Consider the following 18,715-nt stretch of genomic DNA (forward strand, 5'->3'; position numbering starts at 1 on the left):
TATTTGAGTATGGACAAGCTTTCAGATTTCATCACGGTTGATCCAAATATCCAATTTGGAAAACCCGTTTTTAAAGGGACACGCGTACCGGTGCAAAGTTTATTTTGGCATTTGCAAGAAGGAATTTCTATTCATGATTTTCTGGAAGACTTCCCAAGTGTAAGTCTGGAGCAAGCCCAACGTGTGATTGCGTGGGGCGCAAAACATTTTGAACTTCCTGAATGCATTTTGGATGAAACTATTATTGGATGAAAATCTGCTTAAAAACAGAATCGAATGTATTTTCATTGCCGTTGGCTTTAGCCAACGGAGCAATAGCAGGCAGAGAAAAGGCTTTAGCCAAAAAAGCAGTTTTATATTAGGCTAAAGCCTGCTTTACAATTTGCTGCAACCGTTGGCTGAAGCCAACGGCAATGAATTTCTATCATTTTTCATTAGGTGCAGATCTTTATCCTACCCAATTACGAAATTTAGTTGTTCCGATAAATCCTCGCTCTTTCTTCCCGCAAATTCTATCTTTGGCTTTATGAATATCCTGCTCCTTGGTTCTGGCGGAAGAGAAAGTGCTTTTGCCTGGAAGTTATCGCAAAGCCCAAAATGCGAACGCTTGTTTATTGCGCCCGGCAATGCCGGAACCGGAATTTACGGCCAAAACGTCAACATCAGCGTGAACGATTTCGAAGCAATCAAAAATTTAGTGTATAAAAACAGCATTGATCTGGTTTTGGTTGGCCCGGAAGAACCGCTGGTAAACGGTATCCACGATTTTTTTCTGGCAGATGAATCGCTTAAAAATATTCCGGTAATCGGTCCGCAAAAGCAAGCCGCACAGTTAGAAGGCAGCAAAGATTTTTCTAAAGATTTTATGTTTAAAAACAGCATCCCGGCCGCTGCTTCCAAAACTTTCACCTTAGAAACTTTGGAACAGGGCCGCGCTTATCTCGCTACGCACGGTTTGCCTATCGTTTTAAAAGCTGACGGGCTGGCAGCCGGAAAAGGCGTTTTAATTTGTACCAGTTGGGAAGAAGCACAACAGGAATTTACCTCGATGCTGCGCGATGCAAAGTTTGGTGCGGCAAGTGCTAAAGTGGTGGTCGAGCAGTTTTTGCAAGGCATCGAGCTTTCTGTTTTTGTGCTCACCGATGGCAAAAATTACAAAATTTTGCCCGAAGCCAAAGATTACAAACGCATTGGCGAAGGTGATACCGGTTTAAATACCGGCGGCATGGGTTCGGTTTCCCCGGTTCCGTTTGCCGATGCTGTTTTTATGGCCAAAGTGGAAGAGCGGATCGTTGTCCCAACCATAAAAGGATTGCAAAAAGACAACATTCCGTACAAAGGCTTTATTTTTATTGGTTTGATGAATTGCGGCGGCGAACCTTACGTGATCGAATACAACTGCCGCATGGGCGATCCGGAAACGGAAAGTGTTTTGCCACGGATCGAAAATGATCTGGTGGAAATTTTACAAGCCGTTGCCGAAGAAAGATTGAACGAAATCAACCTAAAAATTTCCGATCAAGTTGCGGCAACGGTGGTTTGTGTGGCCAGCGGTTATCCTGGCGATTATGTGAAAGATAAAACCATCACCGGCATCGAAAATGTGCGTGGCTCCTTTGTTTTTCATGCCGGAACGAAGCTGGAAAATGAAGCAATTAAAACCGCTGGCGGACGTGTTTTAGCAATTACCAGTTTGCAAAACACCTTATTTGAAGCCGTACAACAAGCCACGTTAGATGCTGCCCGCACTTATTGGGACGGCCGCGTTTTCCGGAAAGATATTGGCTTTGATTTGTTATGATGATTTTTATAGGGTAAAAGAAGCATCGGTATAAAAAAAGAAGCACCAGATTTAGTTAAAACCTGATGCTTCTTTTACCACTATATTTTTGTTACTTCAGCAGTTTCGCCAGCGTTTGTTCCAACTCTTCGCCGCGTAAATCTTTGGCAACAATTTTTCCGGTCGGGTCAATTAAAAAGTTGCCGGGAATAGAACGAACGCCGTACAAAGCTGCCACCTGGTTGTTCCAAAATTGCAAATCGGAAACGTGGTTCCAAGCTAAACCATCGTCCTTAATGGCTTTCAACCAAGCTTCTTTTCCGTTCGGCCGATCCAAAGAAACGCCCAAAACCGTAAAGTTTTTGGTTTTATACTGATTGTAAACTTTCACCACATTTGGGTTTTCCTGACGGCAAGGCTGGCACCACGAAGCCCAAAAATCCAGCAATACGTATTTTCCTTTAAAAGAAGACAAAGAAACCGGTTTGCCGTCAGGGTCGTTTTGCGTAAAATCCGGCGCGATAGAACCAACAGCAGTAGCTTTTAACTTGTCTAAAGCCGCTTTGTAGGCTTTTCCGTTTTCTGAATTTTGGATGGCGGGTGCCAAAGTGCTGAACAAAGGCATCACTTCACTATAATCCGGAGCCGGGCCGGCAAAAGAACGCAAAGCATCCAAACTTACAAAAGAAGCCGGGTTTTGCTGGATAAACTTTTTGAGTACTGCTTTTTGCTCGTTTTGCAGCGCTGTGTATTTTTCAACCAGTTTCGGCCGTTCCGCTTCCGGCGTTTTTTGGTATTCGTTGTTCAGCACAACCGCTTTATCCAGCACAGGTTTTATAGCTGCGGCCAGTTTTGCATTGTCATCATTTAATTTTGAACCGCTAACTTTGGCTTTTTTTAACGAATCGGTTCCGGCAACCAAAATGTTGCCGTTTTCCAGGTACAAATTCATTACGTCGGCATCGCGCCCTAAACTGTTAATGCCAATTCCGGTATGGTCGAGCAATAAAAGAGCCTGAGTCGGCAGGTTTGTATTTCCCTTAAATTCGAAAACACCATCTGCCAAAACAGCAGAATCGGTTACATTTTTATCTTTCTCCCGATGCAATAAATAAACCTTTGCAGGCGCATTCAGCTTACCAATTTTACCTTTTACATCATAATTGCCGGTTTGCGCACTGGCCAGAAAAGGCAAGGCTACCAGCGTTGAAAACAAAATCTTTTTCATTTAATAATTTTTAGGTGATAAAAGAAGCATATTATAAAATCGGAAAGACCAAAAGTCGGAAAGCAAAACCGTCTAAAAAAACACTTTCAACTTTTGGGTTAAAATTCCCACACTTATTTTTAGGTGATAAAAGAAGCATCAAAATTGACTGGCTCAAAATTAATCAAATCAATTTTTGATAAGTGCGCCACCAAAGATCGGGCATTTCGCCAGAAACAGCTAATAAATAATCGTCGTAATGGCAAGGCACCAAATGGAAACGCTCGTTTTTTGAACCAGCCGAAGGATACGGGATTTGCATCCACCAGCGGTCAGACTTTTTACTTTTTACAAAAACCAACTCGTGTTCTTTATGCTTTAAACTCGTTTTGTAGATTAAATATTGTGATTTTGGGTGAAGCGGGAAATCTTTTTTGCGGTTGTAAAAGCCATCAATAAAATACCAGATCATTTGCGAAAGCAACATCGCCGTTTGTCCGTTGCTATCGTAAGCCGGGTTAAATTCGTAAAAACCGATGGAACTGAGCTTATCGTTAAAACCGGCATAACGGCAAATCTGACAAGCTTCTTCCCCATAAAAACCGTTCGGAACAGCGTTAAAATTGGCCCCGGCATCAGACGAACGAATGGCGCCAACATCAAAACTGATCATGCTGGCATTGCGGATAATGGGTTCTGTGGATTGTATTTTTCCGCTTAAATTCCCCAACCGGTGGGTATCAAAAAACAGCTTGTCCATCATTTGCAAACGTTCCTGGTTTACCAAATACGTTTGGTAGCCCAGGTTGCTGAAGTTGAACAGCATGTCCGGCTCATGCATCAAAATTTTGTTGAGGTAAGAAGCAGAAGTTGTTTCAATTTGATCGGGAAAAGGGTCGTCTTCCATATCCAAATGTGCATCAACAATCACCAGATCAACCTTTTGCTCCAAGGCTTCGTAAGCCAAATACTGCGCGTAGGTTAAATCCTGGCTGCCGCCGATGATGATCGGCAAAATATCCATTTTAATCAGTTCGGCAACTACTGTTTTTAGGGCGATGTACGTATCGGTTACCGTTTTGCCGCGACGGATGTTGCCCAAATCGGCGATCTTGGTTTTGTAACCGCCTTCGTACAATTGGTACAGCTTTTCGCGGATGTAATCCGGCCCCAAAGCGCAACCTGTATTGCCATCGGCGTTGCGGTCTTCTTGCACACCAATCAAAGCAAGGTCAGGTTTTTGGTTTTCCAGATCGGGAAAATGATCGGTAAAAACAGCCATACAAGTGCCCAGCCGGCCTTTTATAAAAGCGTTTTCAGGCAGCAAACGGCCAGCCTCAACAGGCGTAAAAAAATCAACTAAAGACATTTAAGCAGCATAAATAACTGCGGGCAAATATCTGTTATTTATAAGAAAGAACTGAATTTATAGTGGTAAAAGAAGCATTTCCCATTTAAATAAGGTTTAATTGTAAACCCCTTTTTGCTATTCCTCTACATTTAATTCAAGGCTCTTATTGTTTAATATAAATTTTATCAGTTGTTAATCTTACTTTAATATGATGATTTTTTCATAAACGAAAAAATCCAATATTTTAATGTTTTTTGCAGAAAAGAAAGGATAAAATCCATATTCAGGCGCATTGGAATTGCGTAAATTGAAACGGGTTTTCTCATCTGAAAGATCAATAATAGCTATTCCCCCTATCACACTTTCCGGAAGTTTTATCAATTTTGAAACTAACTCATTTGAAAACATTTCTTTAATCCAACTTCTGTAAAATAATTAAAAAAAGTTTAAAAACTGATATTTTGATTCTTCTTGAATTTTCTCCTGCTTAATGCTTCTTCACCAAATTATTCAAAATCATCCTGCTCGAATCCGTAACCATCCGTGTACTGTCCTGCGGTATAAAATGGCGTTTAAAAGCAACCAAAGCAGCGGTAGAATCGCGGGTGTCATAGCCAATTAAACGCATGGCTTGTACGGTATTGAAGTTGGTGGAAACAGAATCCAGTTTCGCATCATACCAATTGCCAAAACCATGATCGGCCAAAATTTTCCAGGGGAAATATTTGTTCGGGTCGTTTTTGCGGGTTGGCGCAATATCCGCGTGGCCAATAAAATTTGCTGTGGGAATGTTGTATGTTTTTTTAAGCGTAGTCAGTAGCGTCAACAAACTGTTGATCTGCGCTTCGGGGAAAGGCACAAAGCCATTGTTGTCCAGCTCAATCCCGATGGAGTTGCTGTTGATATCGGTGTTGCTGCCCCAACGCGCGTTTCCGGCTTGCCAGGCGCGCAGGTAATCGTTCAGCAGGTGGTAAACTTTGCCGTCTTTGCCAATCAAATAATGTGCGCTCACTTGTGTTCTGGGCAACGTAAATGTTTTTAAGGTTTGTTCCGTCGAGTTTTGTGCAGTGTGATGGATGATGACGTAATTGGGTTTGCGCAAGTTGAAATTGGTAGTGCCCACCCAATCTTTTTTTTCGGGCGAAGTTATGCCGGGCGTTGTTGGTGGAATCTGACCGATAATCTTCGCATATTCCTTGGCCTGCTGCTTATAAGAACGGTTGGTAATAGCATAAGGATTGGTGGCGCAACCGGCTAGCAGCAAAGTTGCGGCCGTAAACCAAGACAGGTAAGTTAAAATTGGGGCAGCGGTATTTTTCATGGTAGAAGCAAGATAGGAAAAATCGGTTTAACAAATATTGACGTGTATAGAAAAACGCCATTTTCTATACACGTCGTTGTTCATATGTATAGAAAAAGCCGTTTTTCTATACATATCGTTAATTCAAATACTTCTTTTACCTACTTAAAATGGATAACGCAAACTCAATCCGTTCCACCATTTCCTGATTGCCCAACACTTCTGCAATATCAAAAACTGCCGGGCCAAATTTGCCGCCAACCAAAATAATGCGGAAAGGCAGCATCACTTCGCTAATTTTAATCCCTTTTTCTACAACCAAAGCTTTAAAAGTGGTTTCAATGTTTGCAGCGTTCCAGCCTTCAATTTCCTGCGATTTTTGGATAAACGCAATAAAAAAATCTGTTTTGGCATCGTTCCATTTGGGTTGAATGCTTGGCCAATCGATGGAATTTTCCGCAGGTTTTTGGAAGAAGTAAGCCGAATGTTCGTAAAAATCCGTCAGCAACGTGCAACGGTCTTTTACCAGATCAATGATTTTTTTAAGCTGAGGATGGTTTTCTGCAAAAATATCATGCGCCCGCAAAACCGGGATCACATCCGATATTAAATTGGAAGCCGAACTTTGTTTGATCCATTCATGGTTGAACCATTTGGCTTTCTCAAAATCAAACTGCGCGCCTGCTTTACTGATGCGGTCCATCGAAAACTGCTCTGTCAGTTCCTCCAACGAAAAAATTTCCTGGTCGGTTCCGTTGTTCCAGCCCAAAAGTGCCAGCAGGTTCACAAAAGCTTCGGGCAAAAAACCCAACTCGCGGAAACCTTGTGTTAATTCTCCGTTTTTTGGATCAGTCCAATTCATCGCATAAACGGGGAAACCAAAAATATCACCATCGCGTTTGCTCAGTTTTCCGTGTCCGTCTGGCCTTAAAATCAAAGGCAAATGCGCCCATTGCGGCATTTCATTTTTCCAGCCTAAATATTCCCACAAAAGCAAATGGACGGACGCCGATGGCAGCCATTCTTCCCCGCGGAAAGCATGGGTAATTTTCATCAGGTAATCATCCACCACAACCGCTAAATGGTATGTCGGCATTCCATCAGCTTTTAACAAAACTTTATCGTCCACCTGACTGGTTTCAAAATTAACGCGGCCGCGTATCATATCCGTAAACCCAATCGTTTCGTCCACCGGCATTTTGATGCGGATCACGTGCGGCGTTCCTGCATCCAGCAAATCATGCACTTCTTTTACCGGCAAAAAAATGGAGTTGCGCAGTTCGTTTCGGTGCGTGTGGCCGTATTGAAAATTTAGGGTTTCGGTTCGTTTTTGCTCCAGTTCTTCCGGCGTGTCAAAAGCGTAGTAAGCGTTTCCCTGGGCTACCAACTGCTCGGCGTACTGGCGGTACAACGCTTTCCGTTCGCTTTGGCGGTACGAGCCGTATTCGCCGCCGGCGTGCGGGCCTTCATCCGGCGTGATGCCGCACCAGTTTAGGCAATCTAAAATGTATTCTTCGGCGCCTGCTACAAAGCGCGTTTGGTCGGTATCTTCAACCCGTAAAATAAAATCGCCGCCGTTTTGCCGGGCGAACAAATAGTTAAAAAGGGCAGTGCGCATGCCGCCCAAATGCAGGCCGCCGGTTGGGCTTGGCGCAAAACGGACTCTTACTTTAGCAGACATTGTATAAAATTAAGTGGTAAAAACAGTATTTGTTTAGGGCCTGTTTAAAATTTATTGATCAAAGTTTCGATGCTTCTTTTACCACCTAAAAATCATCGGGCAATTGGGTTTTGATTTGTTTAGGTTGATGGTTCAAACACCAATTTTTATAGGGTAAAAGAAGCATCGGCATTTTTTCTTGTATAAATTTAAACAGGCCCTTAATTAAAGCAAAGATAAGTTTTAACCTTGTAGATTAAGGTTGAAGTACAAAAGCAAAGCCAAATTATGAGCGCAGAGGCAATATTACAGGGCAATTCCCGTATCCTGAAACGGATGAACCCTTATGAACATAAACGCCAGTGGAACTATCTGTTGCTGGTCTTTGCCGCCATTATTGCCAGCGGGTCTTTGTTTTACACCAATTACCTGGTTAAAAACATTGCGAAATCCGAACATACGCGTGCCGAAATCTGGGCGAAAAGTATGCAACAGCAACTGTCTTCGGATGACAACAACTTTTTAAACTATGTTTTTGCGGTCCGCGACAGCCTTTCCGTCCCGGCCATTATTACGGATGAAAAAGGCGATTTTATTTCTTCCAAAGGCTTAGATTCAACCAAAACCTTTATTGATACGCGCGAAAAAGGGAAAGTTGAAATTAAACACGCCGGGCCACAGTACGACCCGCAGTATTTTAAAGATGAGCTGGAATCCATGAAATCCCAACATGCGCCCATCAAGTTGGACATCAGCCAAAGCATGTTTGGCAAAACCTACTGGCTGGTTTATTACAAAGATTCGATGTTGTTAACGCAGCTCAAAATTTTCCCGTACGTGCAACTGCTGCTCATCGCGGTGTTTTTGCTGGTGGCTTATACAGCGTTTAATTCGTCCCGAAAATCAGAACAAAACCAGGTTTGGGTTGGCCTGGCCAAAGAAACGGCGCACCAGTTGGGCACGCCTATTTCTTCGCTGATGGCCTGGATCGAGTTGCTGAAAGATAAGTTTAATGCCGAGAACGACCCGCTTTTGCTGGAAATGGACAACGATGTAAAGCGACTGGAAATTGTGGCCGACCGTTTTTCTAAAATCGGATCTAAACCGGTGTTGGAAGTGCATTCGGTTTATGAGGTGGTGAAAGATTACGTGGATTATTTTAAAGTCCGCGTTTCCAACAAAATCAGTTTTGATTTGAGCGGAGACCAGCATTTAAAAGCCGGTTTAAACATTCCGCTGTTTGATTGGGTGCTCGAAAACCTGTTGAAAAACGCCGTGAACGCCATCGAAGGAACCGGCCAGATTAGAGTTTTTATCCGCGGAAGTGTTTCTAAAAAACTGATTTATATTGATGTGAGCGATACTGGAAAAGGCATTCCGCGTTCCAAGTTTCTCACGGTTTTTCGTCCGGGCTACACTACGCGCAAACGTGGCTGGGGATTGGGCTTATCGTTGACCAAAAGGATGATTGAAAATTACCACAACGGGCAAATTTTTGTCAAAGATTCTGAACTGGGCAAAGGCACCACGTTTCGCATTGTTTTAAAAAGAATGGACGCATGATAACCAAACCTCAGCCCGACGAATACGCACCTTTTTATCAGGGTTATATTAACCAGGTTGGCGACGACGATGTGCTGGAAAAGCTATCTTCCAACCGAAAAAAAACCTACTACTTCTTTTTGTCCATCCCACCGGAAAAAGCAGATTTTGCTTATGCCGAAGGAAAATGGTCTGTAAAAGAAGTATTAGGCCATATGATTGATACGGAACGGATTATGGCTTACCGCCTGCTCCGGTTTGCGCGTGCCGATCATCATCCGCTGGCAGGTTTTAACGAAAACTTTTATGTTTCCAGGGCGAATGCTAAAAACCGGGATTTGGAAGATCTGGCAGACGAGTTTAGCGATTTGCGCAAAGCCAATTTGTACCTGTACCAAAACCTGGACGAAGAGCAATTGCGCAGAAAAGGCACGGCCAGCAATGCCATCGTTTCGGTAAAAGCGTTGTTGTATATCATTGCCGGCCACGAGTTGCACCACCTTAAAATCATTCGGGAAAGATACTTGTAAAAGAGGTTTTAGAGTTCTTTTTGCTTGTTGGCTTTGTTTTCGATGAAGTAAGAAATCAGCAAACCAATTCCGCCAAAAATGGCAATCAATCCAAAATAAACAGCATCCGAATCGATACCACGATCGGTAAAAACCCATTGGTTTAACATAAAGGCTATAAACAAACCTAATCCTGAGCCAATCAGCAATAAACCAAAAGTTAGTGTGAAAGCGGGATTACTTTGCCGTTGTTTTGGTAAATCTGCATTTGGATCCATGCCGCGTTCTATCATGGTCATTCTTTCTTTATTTTTTAAATGATAAATTCCAAAAATCATGGCAAACAAACCAAGTGGAACTAAAATTGGAATTAAAAGAGCGATGTTGTTCATTTTCTTAAAGTTTTAAAAAGTGAATTAATTGTTTTTGGAAGCTATGACCACACCTTTTTAAACCAGGTTACAGCATCGGCATAAAATAATTTTAGGTGGATAAAAGAAGCATAGGTTTTTCTTTGTCCGTTCTTTTTGCTTGAACAAAAAGAACCAAAAATTCAAGAATGCCGGATCGCCTCCGGGCGGCATTCCTCCCCTCGCTCCTGGGTGGCTATCTTGCAAGCGGACCTGCCAATTCAACAAAAACAGGTACGCCCTTTTCATTCACCTAATTTATGCCGATAAAAGAAGCATGAAGAAAGTCGAAAAAGTCGGAAAGCCTTTTGTCATTTCGCACCGAAGGGAGGAATCTTCTTTCAAAAACAAAAATCTAACTGTTTTGAAGAAGATTCCTCCCTTCGGATCGGGATGACAGCAAAGTTCGGGATAGCAAAAGCGCGCATTCCGAAGCGGCAGATCATCGCCCAGACGCGGAAAGGCCCGACAAAACGCCCGGAGGGATCGGGTTTGTCTTGAATTTTTGGTTCTTTTTGTTCAAGCAAAAAGAACGTTAAATAAAAAGAATCGCCAAATTTATACCGATAAAAGAAGCATCAACTGTAACCTCATCTTAATTCCAAGCGTCAGAGCAAATAATTGATGCAAAAAGAGCTAACGGATATCGAACTGATTGAACTGGTTTTGGCCGGCAACCAATCTGCTTACGCGGATTTGGTGAAACGCCACCAGCGCTATGCGTTTACACTGGCTTTGCGTTTTACCAAAAGCCGCGAAGATGCCGAAGAAGTAGCGCAGGATAGCTTCGTAAAAGCGTATAAAAGTTTATCGGCTTTTCAGCAGCAATCCAAATTTACAACCTGGTTGTACAGCATTGTTTATACCACGGCGATGAATTTTCTTCGGAAGAAAAAACTAAAGACCGATTCGATGGACGACGATGCTGTTTTTACCCAGGTAAATTTGCTGGCTTCGGATTTGAAGTTGGACAGCACCGAACAAAAATCAAGATCGTATTATGTAAATTTAGCGATTAGTCAACTGTTGCCGGACGATGCCACAATCATCACGTTGTTTTATCAGGGCGAACAATCGTTGGAAGAAATTGCGCAGGTGGTCGGTATGGAAACAAATACGGTTAAAGTAAAACTGCACCGCGCCCGCCATCGTTTAAAAGAAAAACTGGAAGGCTTGTTAAAACAGGAAGTGAGGGAATTGTTATGAACGAAACAGAAGAACAGCTTTGGAATTATATAGACGGTTTTTGTACCGAAGATGAGCGAAAAGCCATCGAAATATTGCTAACAAGCGATGCCAATTATCGGAATAAATACGCTGAATTAAAGGCTTTTGAAGCAAACATGCCATCGCTCGGTATAGAAGAACCATCCATGGGTTTTACTTTTAAAGTGATGGAAAACATCCGGGCAGAACAGGCGCGCGTGCCTTTAAAAACGCGTATCAATACCGGGATTATCGGCGCAATCGGTGCTTTTTTTATCTGTACAATTTTGGTGTTGTTGGGTTTCGTTTTGGTGAGTGTGGATTGGTCTGCGCCGTCGCCGGTTCATCTGCCCGAAATAAAAATCCCGCCGGTAACCAATTATTTAAATCCGGTGGTAATCAAAGGGTTTTTGTTTTTTGATGTGGTTTTAGGATTGTTTTTTTTAGACCAATATTTCAGAAAGTTTTTCATCCGGCAGAAATAACGCTAATTTTAAGAACAAATTTGTTTTTAAATCAGTTGAACAACTATGGCAAAAGCAACAATATCCGTAATCGAAGCATTGCGCAAAACAGCAGCAAACCTGCAAAACAAAGCGCCTTACCAATGGGGCCATATGGGCAGCTGTAATTGCGGCAATTTGGCACAAGTGGTTACAAATCTGGACAAAGCGGCTATACACCGGGAAGCGATGCGCCGACACGGCGATTGGAACGAACAATTATTTGATTACTGTCCGCAAAGCGGCTTGCCTTTCGATCATATTATTGACACAATGTTGGAGTTTGGTTTTACCCGGGCAGACCTGGCACATTTGGAAAAACTGTCAGACGAACACATTTTGGCCAATTTGCCGCAAGGGAAACAATACCTGCGGCACAACAAAAGCGAGGATGTGATAAAATATTTAAACTCCTGGGCAAATTTATTGGAAAACCAATTGGTTTCTGGTATGGTAATTGATAAATCTTTATTTGAACCAGTAGCAATATTGGTTTAATTGTGATAAGGTTTAGGTTGAAAGCTCCACGGACACCGTTTCGTGGGGCTTTTATTTTTATATTAAATTTTAGGCGGTAAAAGAAGCATCGTCCATAAACCCCTTCAAAATAAAAAAACCAGTTAAATGATTTTTCATCACCTAACCGGTTTCAATATTAATCTTTAAAGAAGTTGCGGAATTAATTTTCCGTATCCCTCGGCGCAACTTTGTTTACAAAAAACAAAGCACTCAGCAAGCCCAATACGCCGCCAATCAAAATCCATAAAAAAGTGCCTTTTACAATATCACCGGTTATCATCCCAGCTAACAATCCAACGATATAATATAAGTTGTCAAAACTTTTAACTTCTTGTGTTTCCTGATTTTCCATAATGCTGTTTTTACGGCGGTAAAATTAACCGAATAATTGGTAGCCGCCTAATGCTAATTGTTATTTTTTGGTTTGCTGATTAAGTTGATGAACAAACGGTACGCGCCCGCCACACCGGCAGGCAGTTCCCGAAAAAACACCAGCGACGTATAAACAAAGCGGCCTTTGCCATAATCGGCAACCAATAAAGCGCCATTGTTGGGCTGTTCGTTCGGGTCGTTCATTGCTAAAACCGTCCGGTATTTTGGGTCAATGTCTGTAGCAAAATAAATGCCGCGTTCCTGTATCCAGCCTTTAAAATCCTGATTGGTTATTTTATTGGGATAATTTAAAACCGGGTCATTTGGGTTGAGCAGCGTTACCGACGCGTTTTCATCCGTAACCCGAACGTTTACAATCCGGAACGGATACGGGCCGATTTGGTTGGTTACCAGGTTTGCATTGGTGTTGTACTGCACCAGCAAATTGCCGCCGTTTTTTACATAGTCCAGCAGCTTCGGCTCTTCCACCGTTAAACGACTGTTGATATTAAAAGCGCGGACACCGATAATAATGGCATCAAAATTAGCCAGGTTTCCGTTTAAAATTTCATTTTCTGATAAGATGGAAACCTGATACCCAACCTGGCGCAAAGCTTCCGGCACCAAATCCCCTGCACCAGGCAAATAGCCAATCCGTTTGCCGCTTACTTTTAAATCTACCTTAACCAGTTTTGCCTGAGCAGGCGGAAAATAAGTGATGTTCGGGATATGATCATAAATAATTTGGTGTATGCTTTGCGTAAAAGTTTTGCCGTTCACCTGTGTAATCGCTTGTATCGTATCCGTTTCGTTTTTGCTGATGCCGACAGAGGTAACCGAAAAAACGGCCGTCCATTCGTCGCCCAATTTTTTGCCGGTAAAAGAAGCATTGGCTGGTGTAATTTTCCATCCCGCAGGCGCTTTTAAACGCACCGAACCGCTGCTGTTGGTAAAGCTTTTTAGTTTAACCACCATTTGTTTAGGCTGGTTATTGCTGAAAATATAAACCTGCTGATCCAAATTAGCGGTAACCGGCGGCGTAATTTCTAAAGGCTGGTAAACTTCGCCACGAACCGGGCTAACGTATTTGTACATCAATTGCCTTTGCAGGTTTAGTAAATGTCCGTAAATTACAAATTGCCAATTTACCGTAACCGGATCAGGGTTTTCGGGATAGCCAACCAATTCCTGGTTCGCAACCGGATAGCTTTCATGGATCTGTGCGCCATCCAGCCAGTACGGCTGCGTTATTTTTTTAGCATCAGTTTTACTATTTAAATTAAGTATTTGATTGGCCGGCAATAAAGTGCTAAATGTGCTTTTTTGATCGCCAGCCTCAATTCCAACCAACTTAATATTGCTGCCCGAGCGGTTTATTACCTGGTTTAAGATGCTGATGCTGTCGCCAAGGGCATAAGTTGGGCTAAGGGCATAACTTTCCAGCCACAGCCCGGCGCAAGCCGGTATCATTAAATTCAGTTCTTTTATTTTTTGTACTTTCCAATACGGATCGGTCAGTTTTTGTACCGAGGCATAAATGTCCATCAGCAGCGGCAAAGATTTTGTGGGTTCGGCTGGGTTAAAACTTTTAAGCAGGTCGTTAACGCGAATATTGATCGCATCGCCGCCCGCCACTCTTTTCCAGGTCGTGTTGATGCCGTCCATCAAATCCGTATGCGGTGCTTCACCTAAAATCGTTTTAAAAAACTCGTAAGATTGTCCGCGTTGTTTGGCCGTGCCAAAACCCTGACTTTTATGGTTAGAACGGCTGTCGGCAGCAATTTCGCCATAACCTTTTCCCAGCAAAGTGTTGTAAACGCCAACATCAATTTTAAACTGGTCTGGCCGCGTTGTATCGTTTCCGCCAAAGTTAAACGTGTTCCACAACAAACGTTTGGCTTGCCAGGGCTGTACAAATTGTAACTGTTCGGGGAAGCGTTTAGGATCGGCAGCGGCCGCAAAAGCTTCTTGCGCCAAAATTGCGGATGCGGTATGGTGGCCATGGCCGCCTTCGCCTGTTGTCGGGAAACGGCAAATCATCACATCCGGCCTGAATTTCCGGATTACCCAAACCACATCGCCCAATACTTTTTCTTTGTCCCAAATGCGCAGTGTTTCTTCCGGGCCTTTAGAAAAACCAAAATCTTTGGCGCGGGTAAAAAACTGTTCGGCGCCATCTATGCGACGGGCAGCAAGCAGTTCCTGTGTCCGGATCAGCCCTAACAATTCCCCTTGTTCGTTGCCAATCAGGTTTTGTCCGCCGTCGCCTCTCGTAAGCGATAAATATCCTGTCCGATAGTGTTTTTCCTGCGCCAGGTAAGCCAGCAGGCGCGTGTTTTCATCGTCCGGGTGGGCGGCAACGTAAAGCACGCTTCCCAAAACAGGCAGTTTTTTTAGTTCCTGTTCGATGGAAACACGATCGGCAGGCGGGGCTGTTTGCGCCGATGCTGTTTTTAGCGATATAAAAAAGGCAATAAAAATTAAAAGATGCTTCATCATTTTTCTAAAGTAAACATTTATGGCTACTCCTCCGAAAACATTATTTGTAGCAAAGTATTCACAGCTTCCCTTTGGTTTTTATCCAACTCCCCGTCTTTCTTTATGATCCTGCTTTTATCGACCGCTTTTATCTGATCGAAGGCCAATGCTCCCGGTTTCCCCTTATGGTTGGTAAATAGCCTGGTTGGGTAAGGTTTGTTTGTTGAAGTAAAAGGTACTACGATAACGGTGCTTAGGGCAGCATTTGCTGCGTTTGGGGAAACGATAAGGCATGGCCTTATTTTCGCTATTTCTGATCCTTTAGTAGGATTTAAGTCAACCAATACCGCCTCCCACTTTTTATAAAGTTTATTCATCCAATCCGTCGTTTAGCGTTATGTCCCAATCGTTAAACTCTGGTTCGGGGCTTATATCTGCCTGGGCAAATATAGCTGCCCACTGGTTTAACGGAGGTATTGTTGGGGCGGGTTTTATGAGTATCCCATCTACAGTTGGCTCCAGTATAACCTCGGTAGTTCCTAATGATAAAGCTAACTCTTTAGGAAGCCTTACCCCTTTAGAGTTTCCTATTTGCGTTACTCTTGCATAATACGTATGTGCCATGGTGTAAAGGTAATAACTTTTATTATAACATTGCATGCTTAAAATTGTAGTCCTAAATAGGATGCAGCCATAAATACTGCTATTATCAAATAAAAGCAATAAATGTATATTTTCTTTGGTTACACTTTCTACTAATCAATCGTTTGATTAAATTTGCAGCGAAATGGAAAAAGAAAAGACCGACAAGAAGGACCGTATCCTGGATGTTGCCGAAAGGGTTTTTTCGGAGATGGGATATGACGGTGCTTCTACCCGTTTGATTTCGGGCGAAGCTAATGTGAACATGGCGATGCTGAATTATTATTTCGGATCGAAAGAAGGGTTGTTTGTTGCCGTATTTGAAAGAAAAATCTATTCTTTCAAAACTTTATTACAGCCGATTATCGGGGATGAAAATTTAAGTGCTTGGGAAAAACTGGAACGTTGCATTGATATCTACATAGACCGGATTATGGTGAACAGTTGCTTCCATAAATTGGTGAACCGGGAAATCTCTTTAAACAGGCATGGGGAAGTGAACGATAAGATTACGGATATATTGATGGTTAATGCACTGGAGTTTAAGAAAGTAATGCAGGAAGGGGTTGATAACGGCTCATTTTTTGAAGCTGCCGATATCGAGTTGTGTGTTGCCACGATTTTCGGAACCAAAAATTATATCATTAATGCCCCTCATATCGCTTCCCGGTTGCTGGGCAAAGATGTACTGAACCAGCATTTTTTGGAAACAGAAATGAACCAGCGTATGAAAACATATTTGAAAAGACTTTTAAAATCTTATTTAGTTATAGCAAATGATAGAACAAATTAATAATTCCACCCAATATGATAAAAGGGGCAGAATGCTTCTTTTAAGGCATGTTTTTTTGCTGCTGTTAATGGTTGTTTCCCTCCTGAAAGTTAACGCACAAGACCGGACACTTACTTTGGACGAAGCCGTTAAACTGGGGCTTGCCAACAGTAAAACCTTAAAATATTCCCAGTCTAAAATAGATCAGGCCGTTTCTCAATACAACCAGGCCAAAGACCGCGCATTGCCTACCGGTTCGGTAAGTTATATGTATAGCCGTGCGCAAATCCCTGCAAATACTTTAGCTTTCGGCCCAAGTAGTTTTTCTTTGCCAAAAAGTGCCAATGCCAACTTAGGGATTGCTTCTTTGGCCGAACCGATTTATGCTGGGGGAAAATTCAGGTATGCAAAAGAATCAACAGATTTACTGGTAAAAATTGCCCGTTTGGATGTTGACAATAATAGGGACCAAGTGAGTTATGGCATCATCAACGCCTATTACAACTTGTACAAAGTGCTGCAAAGCAAAAAAGTAGTGGATTCAAATTTGGTTACCGTTGATCAGCAGATCAAACAGGCGCAACGTTTTTTTGAACAGGGCATTGTTACAAAAAACGATGTTTTGCGCTTCCAGTTACAACGCTCAAACATCGAATTGAACGGGATAGAACTGGAGAGCAACCGCAAGGTAATCAACTATAACCTGGATGTGCTTTTAGGCTTGCCGGAAACCACGCAGATCAATATCAACCAGTTAAATACGTTGGATCATCCGGTACTGCCTTTAACCAATTATTTAGACAGTGCTTTTGCAAACCGTGCAGAATTGCGGCAGCTTGACTTACGTACACGGGTTGCAGAAACCAATATTAAAAACATCCGTGCAGACAAATCGCCTACGTTGGCCGCAACAGCCGGGGCATATTATGTAGATATATCCATTAATCCGCTTCCAAGCAGGGGAAATTATATTACACCACTTACCGTAGGATTAGCTTTGTCCTGGAACTTTGGAAGTCTGTGGACTAATAAAAACAGGGAATCCGAAGCACGTATCGAGCGCGACCAAACCATTATCAATAAAGGCATCACGACGGATAATTTAAAAAATGAAGTAAACGAAAATTACCAGAATTACATTGCCGCTATCAACAAGGTTAATTTACTGCAAACCGCTATTGCACAGGCAACAGAGAACAATCGCCTGCAGCAATCGCGCTACCGGAGCAATATAGCTACTGCAACAGACCGCGCCGATGCACAAACCTTGCTTTACCAAGCCCAGATTGACCTAGAGCTGGCAAAAGCCGATGCAGGGCTGGCTTACTACAATTTATTAAAATCAACCGGAAAAATCAACAAATAAAAAACCAGTAATAAAAATAATATGGCACAGGAACAGGAAACAGGCACAGAACAAGAACAACCGGCTACCAAAAAGCCGAATAGGGTAATTCCAATAATATTGGGGATTGTAATTTTAGTAGGGATTATTTTTGGGATCAAAGAATATATTTACTACAGCAAGCACGAGGATACAGACGATGCGCAAATTGATGGCGATATCAGCCCCGTAGTGGCACGCGTAGGCGGTTATGTAGATAGTATCGCATTTGAAGAAAACACACACGTAAACCAGGGCCAGCTATTGGTAAGACTGGATGACCGTGATTACAAGTTAAGATTAGAACAGGCTTTGGCGGCCCAAAAAGGTGCCGGTGCAGGTGTTGGGGTTAGCCAATCACAAATCCCGACTACCGAAGCCAATTCTGCAAGTGTACGGGCGCAGGTAGTGTCTGCAAAAGCAAGGTTAGAACAGGCCAATAAAGATTATGCAAGATATGCCAACCTGGTAGCAGATGGTTCTGTAACACAACAGCAATTCGATCAGGCCAAAGCAACCCGTGATGTTGCCCAGGCCAATTATGTTGCAGCACAGCAACAATACCGTGCGGCTCAAGAACAACTCGGTACAATCCGCAGCCAGTTGAAAGTGAGCAACACAGGTGTTAACCAGCGCCAGGCCGATGTAGATTTTGCAAAACTGCAATTGTCGTACACCAAGATTTACTCGCCTGCAAACGGTATTGTATCAAAAAAGAATGTGCAAAAAGGGCAATTGGTACAAGCCGGGCAAACGTTGTTTTCGGTAGTAAACGATAACAGTATTTACATTACTGCAAACTTTAAAGAAACCCAATTGGACAATTTGCGCAGCGGCGAAAAGGTGGACATTAATGTTGATGCTTATCCCGAACTTAAATTGCAGGGGGAAGTTTATAATTTTTCGCCGGCCACAGGTGCTAAGTTCTCCTTGTTGCCACCTGATAATGCCACAGGCAATTTTGTAAAAGTGGTACAACGTGTGCCTGTTAAAATAAAAATAAACGCAAGTAAAGAGATCATGGATAAATTGCGCCCTGGCATGAGCGTAGATGTTTCTGTTATCTATAAACAATAAAAA

At 42.7% G+C, this 18,715-nt stretch carries 20 protein-coding genes; 10 read left to right on the forward strand and 10 right to left on the reverse strand.

What is annotated here, in order from left to right; genetic code table 11:
* Nucleotides 1–9 precede the first annotated feature (9 nt).
* Both V5804_RS08890 and purD read left to right on the forward strand, forming a co-directional pair.
* The gene (locus V5804_RS08890) at nucleotides 10–252 is read left to right on the forward strand and encodes a DUF433 domain-containing protein (protein WP_369591030.1); all 243 of its coding nucleotides are present in this window, start codon (nucleotides 10–12) and stop codon (nucleotides 250–252) included.
* A 274-nt stretch (nucleotides 253–526) separates the two neighbouring features.
* A complete protein-coding gene (gene purD / locus V5804_RS08895) occupies nucleotides 527–1,801 on the forward strand; it encodes a phosphoribosylamine--glycine ligase (protein ID WP_369591031.1) in 1,275 nt (424 codons plus the stop codon).
* Between the two features lie 91 nt (nucleotides 1,802–1,892).
* Here the strand turns inward: purD and V5804_RS08900 are convergent, their stop codons facing one another.
* The 4 genes from V5804_RS08900 to gltX all read right to left on the reverse strand — a co-directional run bounded on the left by V5804_RS08900 (nucleotide 1,893) and on the right by gltX (nucleotide 7,319).
* A complete protein-coding gene (locus V5804_RS08900) occupies nucleotides 1,893–3,008 on the reverse strand; it encodes a redoxin domain-containing protein (protein WP_369591032.1) in 1,116 nt (371 codons plus the stop codon).
* Nucleotides 3,009–3,171: 163 nt separating this feature from the next.
* Complete coding sequence (locus tag V5804_RS08905; protein ID WP_369591033.1) at nucleotides 3,172–4,356, reverse strand: formimidoylglutamase; 1,185 nt, start codon at nucleotides 4,354–4,356, stop codon at nucleotides 3,172–3,174.
* Between the two features lie 469 nt (nucleotides 4,357–4,825).
* Nucleotides 4,826–5,659: an N-acetylmuramoyl-L-alanine amidase gene (locus V5804_RS08910; RefSeq protein ID WP_369591034.1), complete on the reverse strand. Its 834-nt coding sequence runs from the start codon at nucleotides 5,657–5,659 to the stop codon at nucleotides 4,826–4,828.
* A 136-nt stretch (nucleotides 5,660–5,795) separates the two neighbouring features.
* Complete coding sequence (gene gltX, locus V5804_RS08915) at nucleotides 5,796–7,319, reverse strand: glutamate--tRNA ligase (protein WP_369591035.1); 1,524 nt, start codon at nucleotides 7,317–7,319, stop codon at nucleotides 5,796–5,798.
* Between the two features lie 315 nt (nucleotides 7,320–7,634).
* Here gltX and V5804_RS08920 point away from each other — a divergent pair, with 315 nt between their 5' ends.
* Together V5804_RS08920 and V5804_RS08925 are read left to right on the forward strand one after the other, a co-directional pair.
* The gene (locus V5804_RS08920; protein WP_369591125.1) at nucleotides 7,635–8,861 is read left to right on the forward strand and encodes an ATP-binding protein; all 1,227 of its coding nucleotides are present in this window, start codon (nucleotides 7,635–7,637) and stop codon (nucleotides 8,859–8,861) included.
* Nucleotides 8,858–9,370, forward strand: a complete 513-nt coding sequence (locus V5804_RS08925; RefSeq protein WP_369591036.1) for a DinB family protein — start codon at nucleotides 8,858–8,860, stop codon at nucleotides 9,368–9,370. Before V5804_RS08920 ends, V5804_RS08925 begins: the two co-directional genes overlap by 4 nt.
* An 8-nt stretch (nucleotides 9,371–9,378) precedes the next feature.
* Here V5804_RS08925 and V5804_RS08930 read toward each other — a convergent pair whose 3' ends face one another.
* Together V5804_RS08930 and V5804_RS08935 are read right to left on the reverse strand one after the other, a co-directional pair.
* Nucleotides 9,379–9,741 carry a DUF6249 domain-containing protein gene (locus V5804_RS08930; RefSeq protein ID WP_369591037.1) on the reverse strand — a complete coding sequence of 121 codons (363 nt, stop codon included), beginning with the start codon at nucleotides 9,739–9,741 and terminating at the stop codon, nucleotides 9,379–9,381.
* 359 nt (nucleotides 9,742–10,100) lie between these two features.
* Nucleotides 10,101–10,286: a hypothetical protein gene (locus V5804_RS08935; RefSeq protein WP_369591038.1), complete on the reverse strand. Its 186-nt coding sequence runs from the start codon at nucleotides 10,284–10,286 to the stop codon at nucleotides 10,101–10,103.
* 97 nt (nucleotides 10,287–10,383) lie between these two features.
* Here V5804_RS08935 and V5804_RS08940 point away from each other — a divergent pair, with 97 nt between their 5' ends.
* From V5804_RS08940 to V5804_RS08950, 3 genes are read left to right on the forward strand one after another with little or no spacing between them, the layout of a single operon-like run.
* A complete protein-coding gene (locus V5804_RS08940) occupies nucleotides 10,384–10,965 on the forward strand; it encodes an RNA polymerase sigma factor (protein WP_369591039.1) in 582 nt (193 codons plus the stop codon).
* Nucleotides 10,962–11,450 (forward strand): hypothetical protein, encoded by a 489-nt coding sequence (locus V5804_RS08945; RefSeq protein ID WP_369591040.1) that lies wholly within the window; start codon nucleotides 10,962–10,964, stop codon nucleotides 11,448–11,450. Before V5804_RS08940 ends, V5804_RS08945 begins: the two co-directional genes overlap by 4 nt.
* 45 nt (nucleotides 11,451–11,495) lie before the next feature.
* Complete coding sequence (locus V5804_RS08950) at nucleotides 11,496–11,966, forward strand: hypothetical protein (RefSeq protein ID WP_369591041.1); 471 nt, start codon at nucleotides 11,496–11,498, stop codon at nucleotides 11,964–11,966.
* A gap of 181 nt (nucleotides 11,967–12,147) precedes the next feature.
* On the opposite strand, the gene V5804_RS08955 is transcribed toward V5804_RS08950, so the two are convergent.
* From V5804_RS08955 to V5804_RS08970, 4 genes are read right to left on the reverse strand one after another with little or no spacing between them, the layout of a single operon-like run.
* The gene (locus V5804_RS08955; protein WP_369591042.1) at nucleotides 12,148–12,339 is read right to left on the reverse strand and encodes a hypothetical protein; all 192 of its coding nucleotides are present in this window, start codon (nucleotides 12,337–12,339) and stop codon (nucleotides 12,148–12,150) included.
* A 53-nt stretch (nucleotides 12,340–12,392) separates the two neighbouring features.
* Entirely contained in the window at nucleotides 12,393–14,858 is a 2,466-nt protein-coding gene (locus V5804_RS08960; protein ID WP_369591043.1) for a PIG-L family deacetylase, read from the reverse strand.
* A 23-nt stretch (nucleotides 14,859–14,881) separates the two neighbouring features.
* On the reverse strand, nucleotides 14,882–15,214 hold the full coding sequence (locus V5804_RS08965) for a type II toxin-antitoxin system PemK/MazF family toxin (RefSeq protein WP_369591044.1): 333 nt from the start codon (nucleotides 15,212–15,214) through the stop codon (nucleotides 14,882–14,884).
* Entirely contained in the window at nucleotides 15,207–15,461 is a 255-nt protein-coding gene (locus V5804_RS08970) for an AbrB/MazE/SpoVT family DNA-binding domain-containing protein (protein ID WP_369591045.1), read from the reverse strand. The genes V5804_RS08965 and V5804_RS08970 overlap by 8 nt, the downstream gene beginning before the upstream one ends.
* Nucleotides 15,462–15,624: 163 nt before the next feature.
* Between V5804_RS08970 and V5804_RS08975 the strand changes: the two genes are divergently transcribed.
* Genes V5804_RS08975 through V5804_RS08985 form a run of 3 tightly spaced genes read left to right on the forward strand, consistent with a single transcriptional unit; the run spans nucleotide 15,625 to nucleotide 18,712 of the window.
* A complete protein-coding gene (locus V5804_RS08975) occupies nucleotides 15,625–16,272 on the forward strand; it encodes a TetR/AcrR family transcriptional regulator (RefSeq protein ID WP_369591046.1) in 648 nt (215 codons plus the stop codon).
* Nucleotides 16,256–17,617 carry a TolC family protein gene (locus V5804_RS08980; RefSeq protein WP_369591047.1) on the forward strand — a complete coding sequence of 454 codons (1,362 nt, stop codon included), beginning with the start codon at nucleotides 16,256–16,258 and terminating at the stop codon, nucleotides 17,615–17,617. Before V5804_RS08975 ends, V5804_RS08980 begins: the two co-directional genes overlap by 17 nt.
* Nucleotides 17,618–17,638: 21 nt before the next feature.
* Complete coding sequence (locus tag V5804_RS08985) at nucleotides 17,639–18,712, forward strand: HlyD family secretion protein (protein ID WP_369591048.1); 1,074 nt, start codon at nucleotides 17,639–17,641, stop codon at nucleotides 18,710–18,712.
* Nucleotides 18,713–18,715 lie beyond the last annotated feature (3 nt).

This window comes from Mucilaginibacter sp. (assembly GCF_041088075.1).
GTDB lineage: Bacteria > Bacteroidota > Bacteroidia > Sphingobacteriales > Sphingobacteriaceae > Mucilaginibacter_A.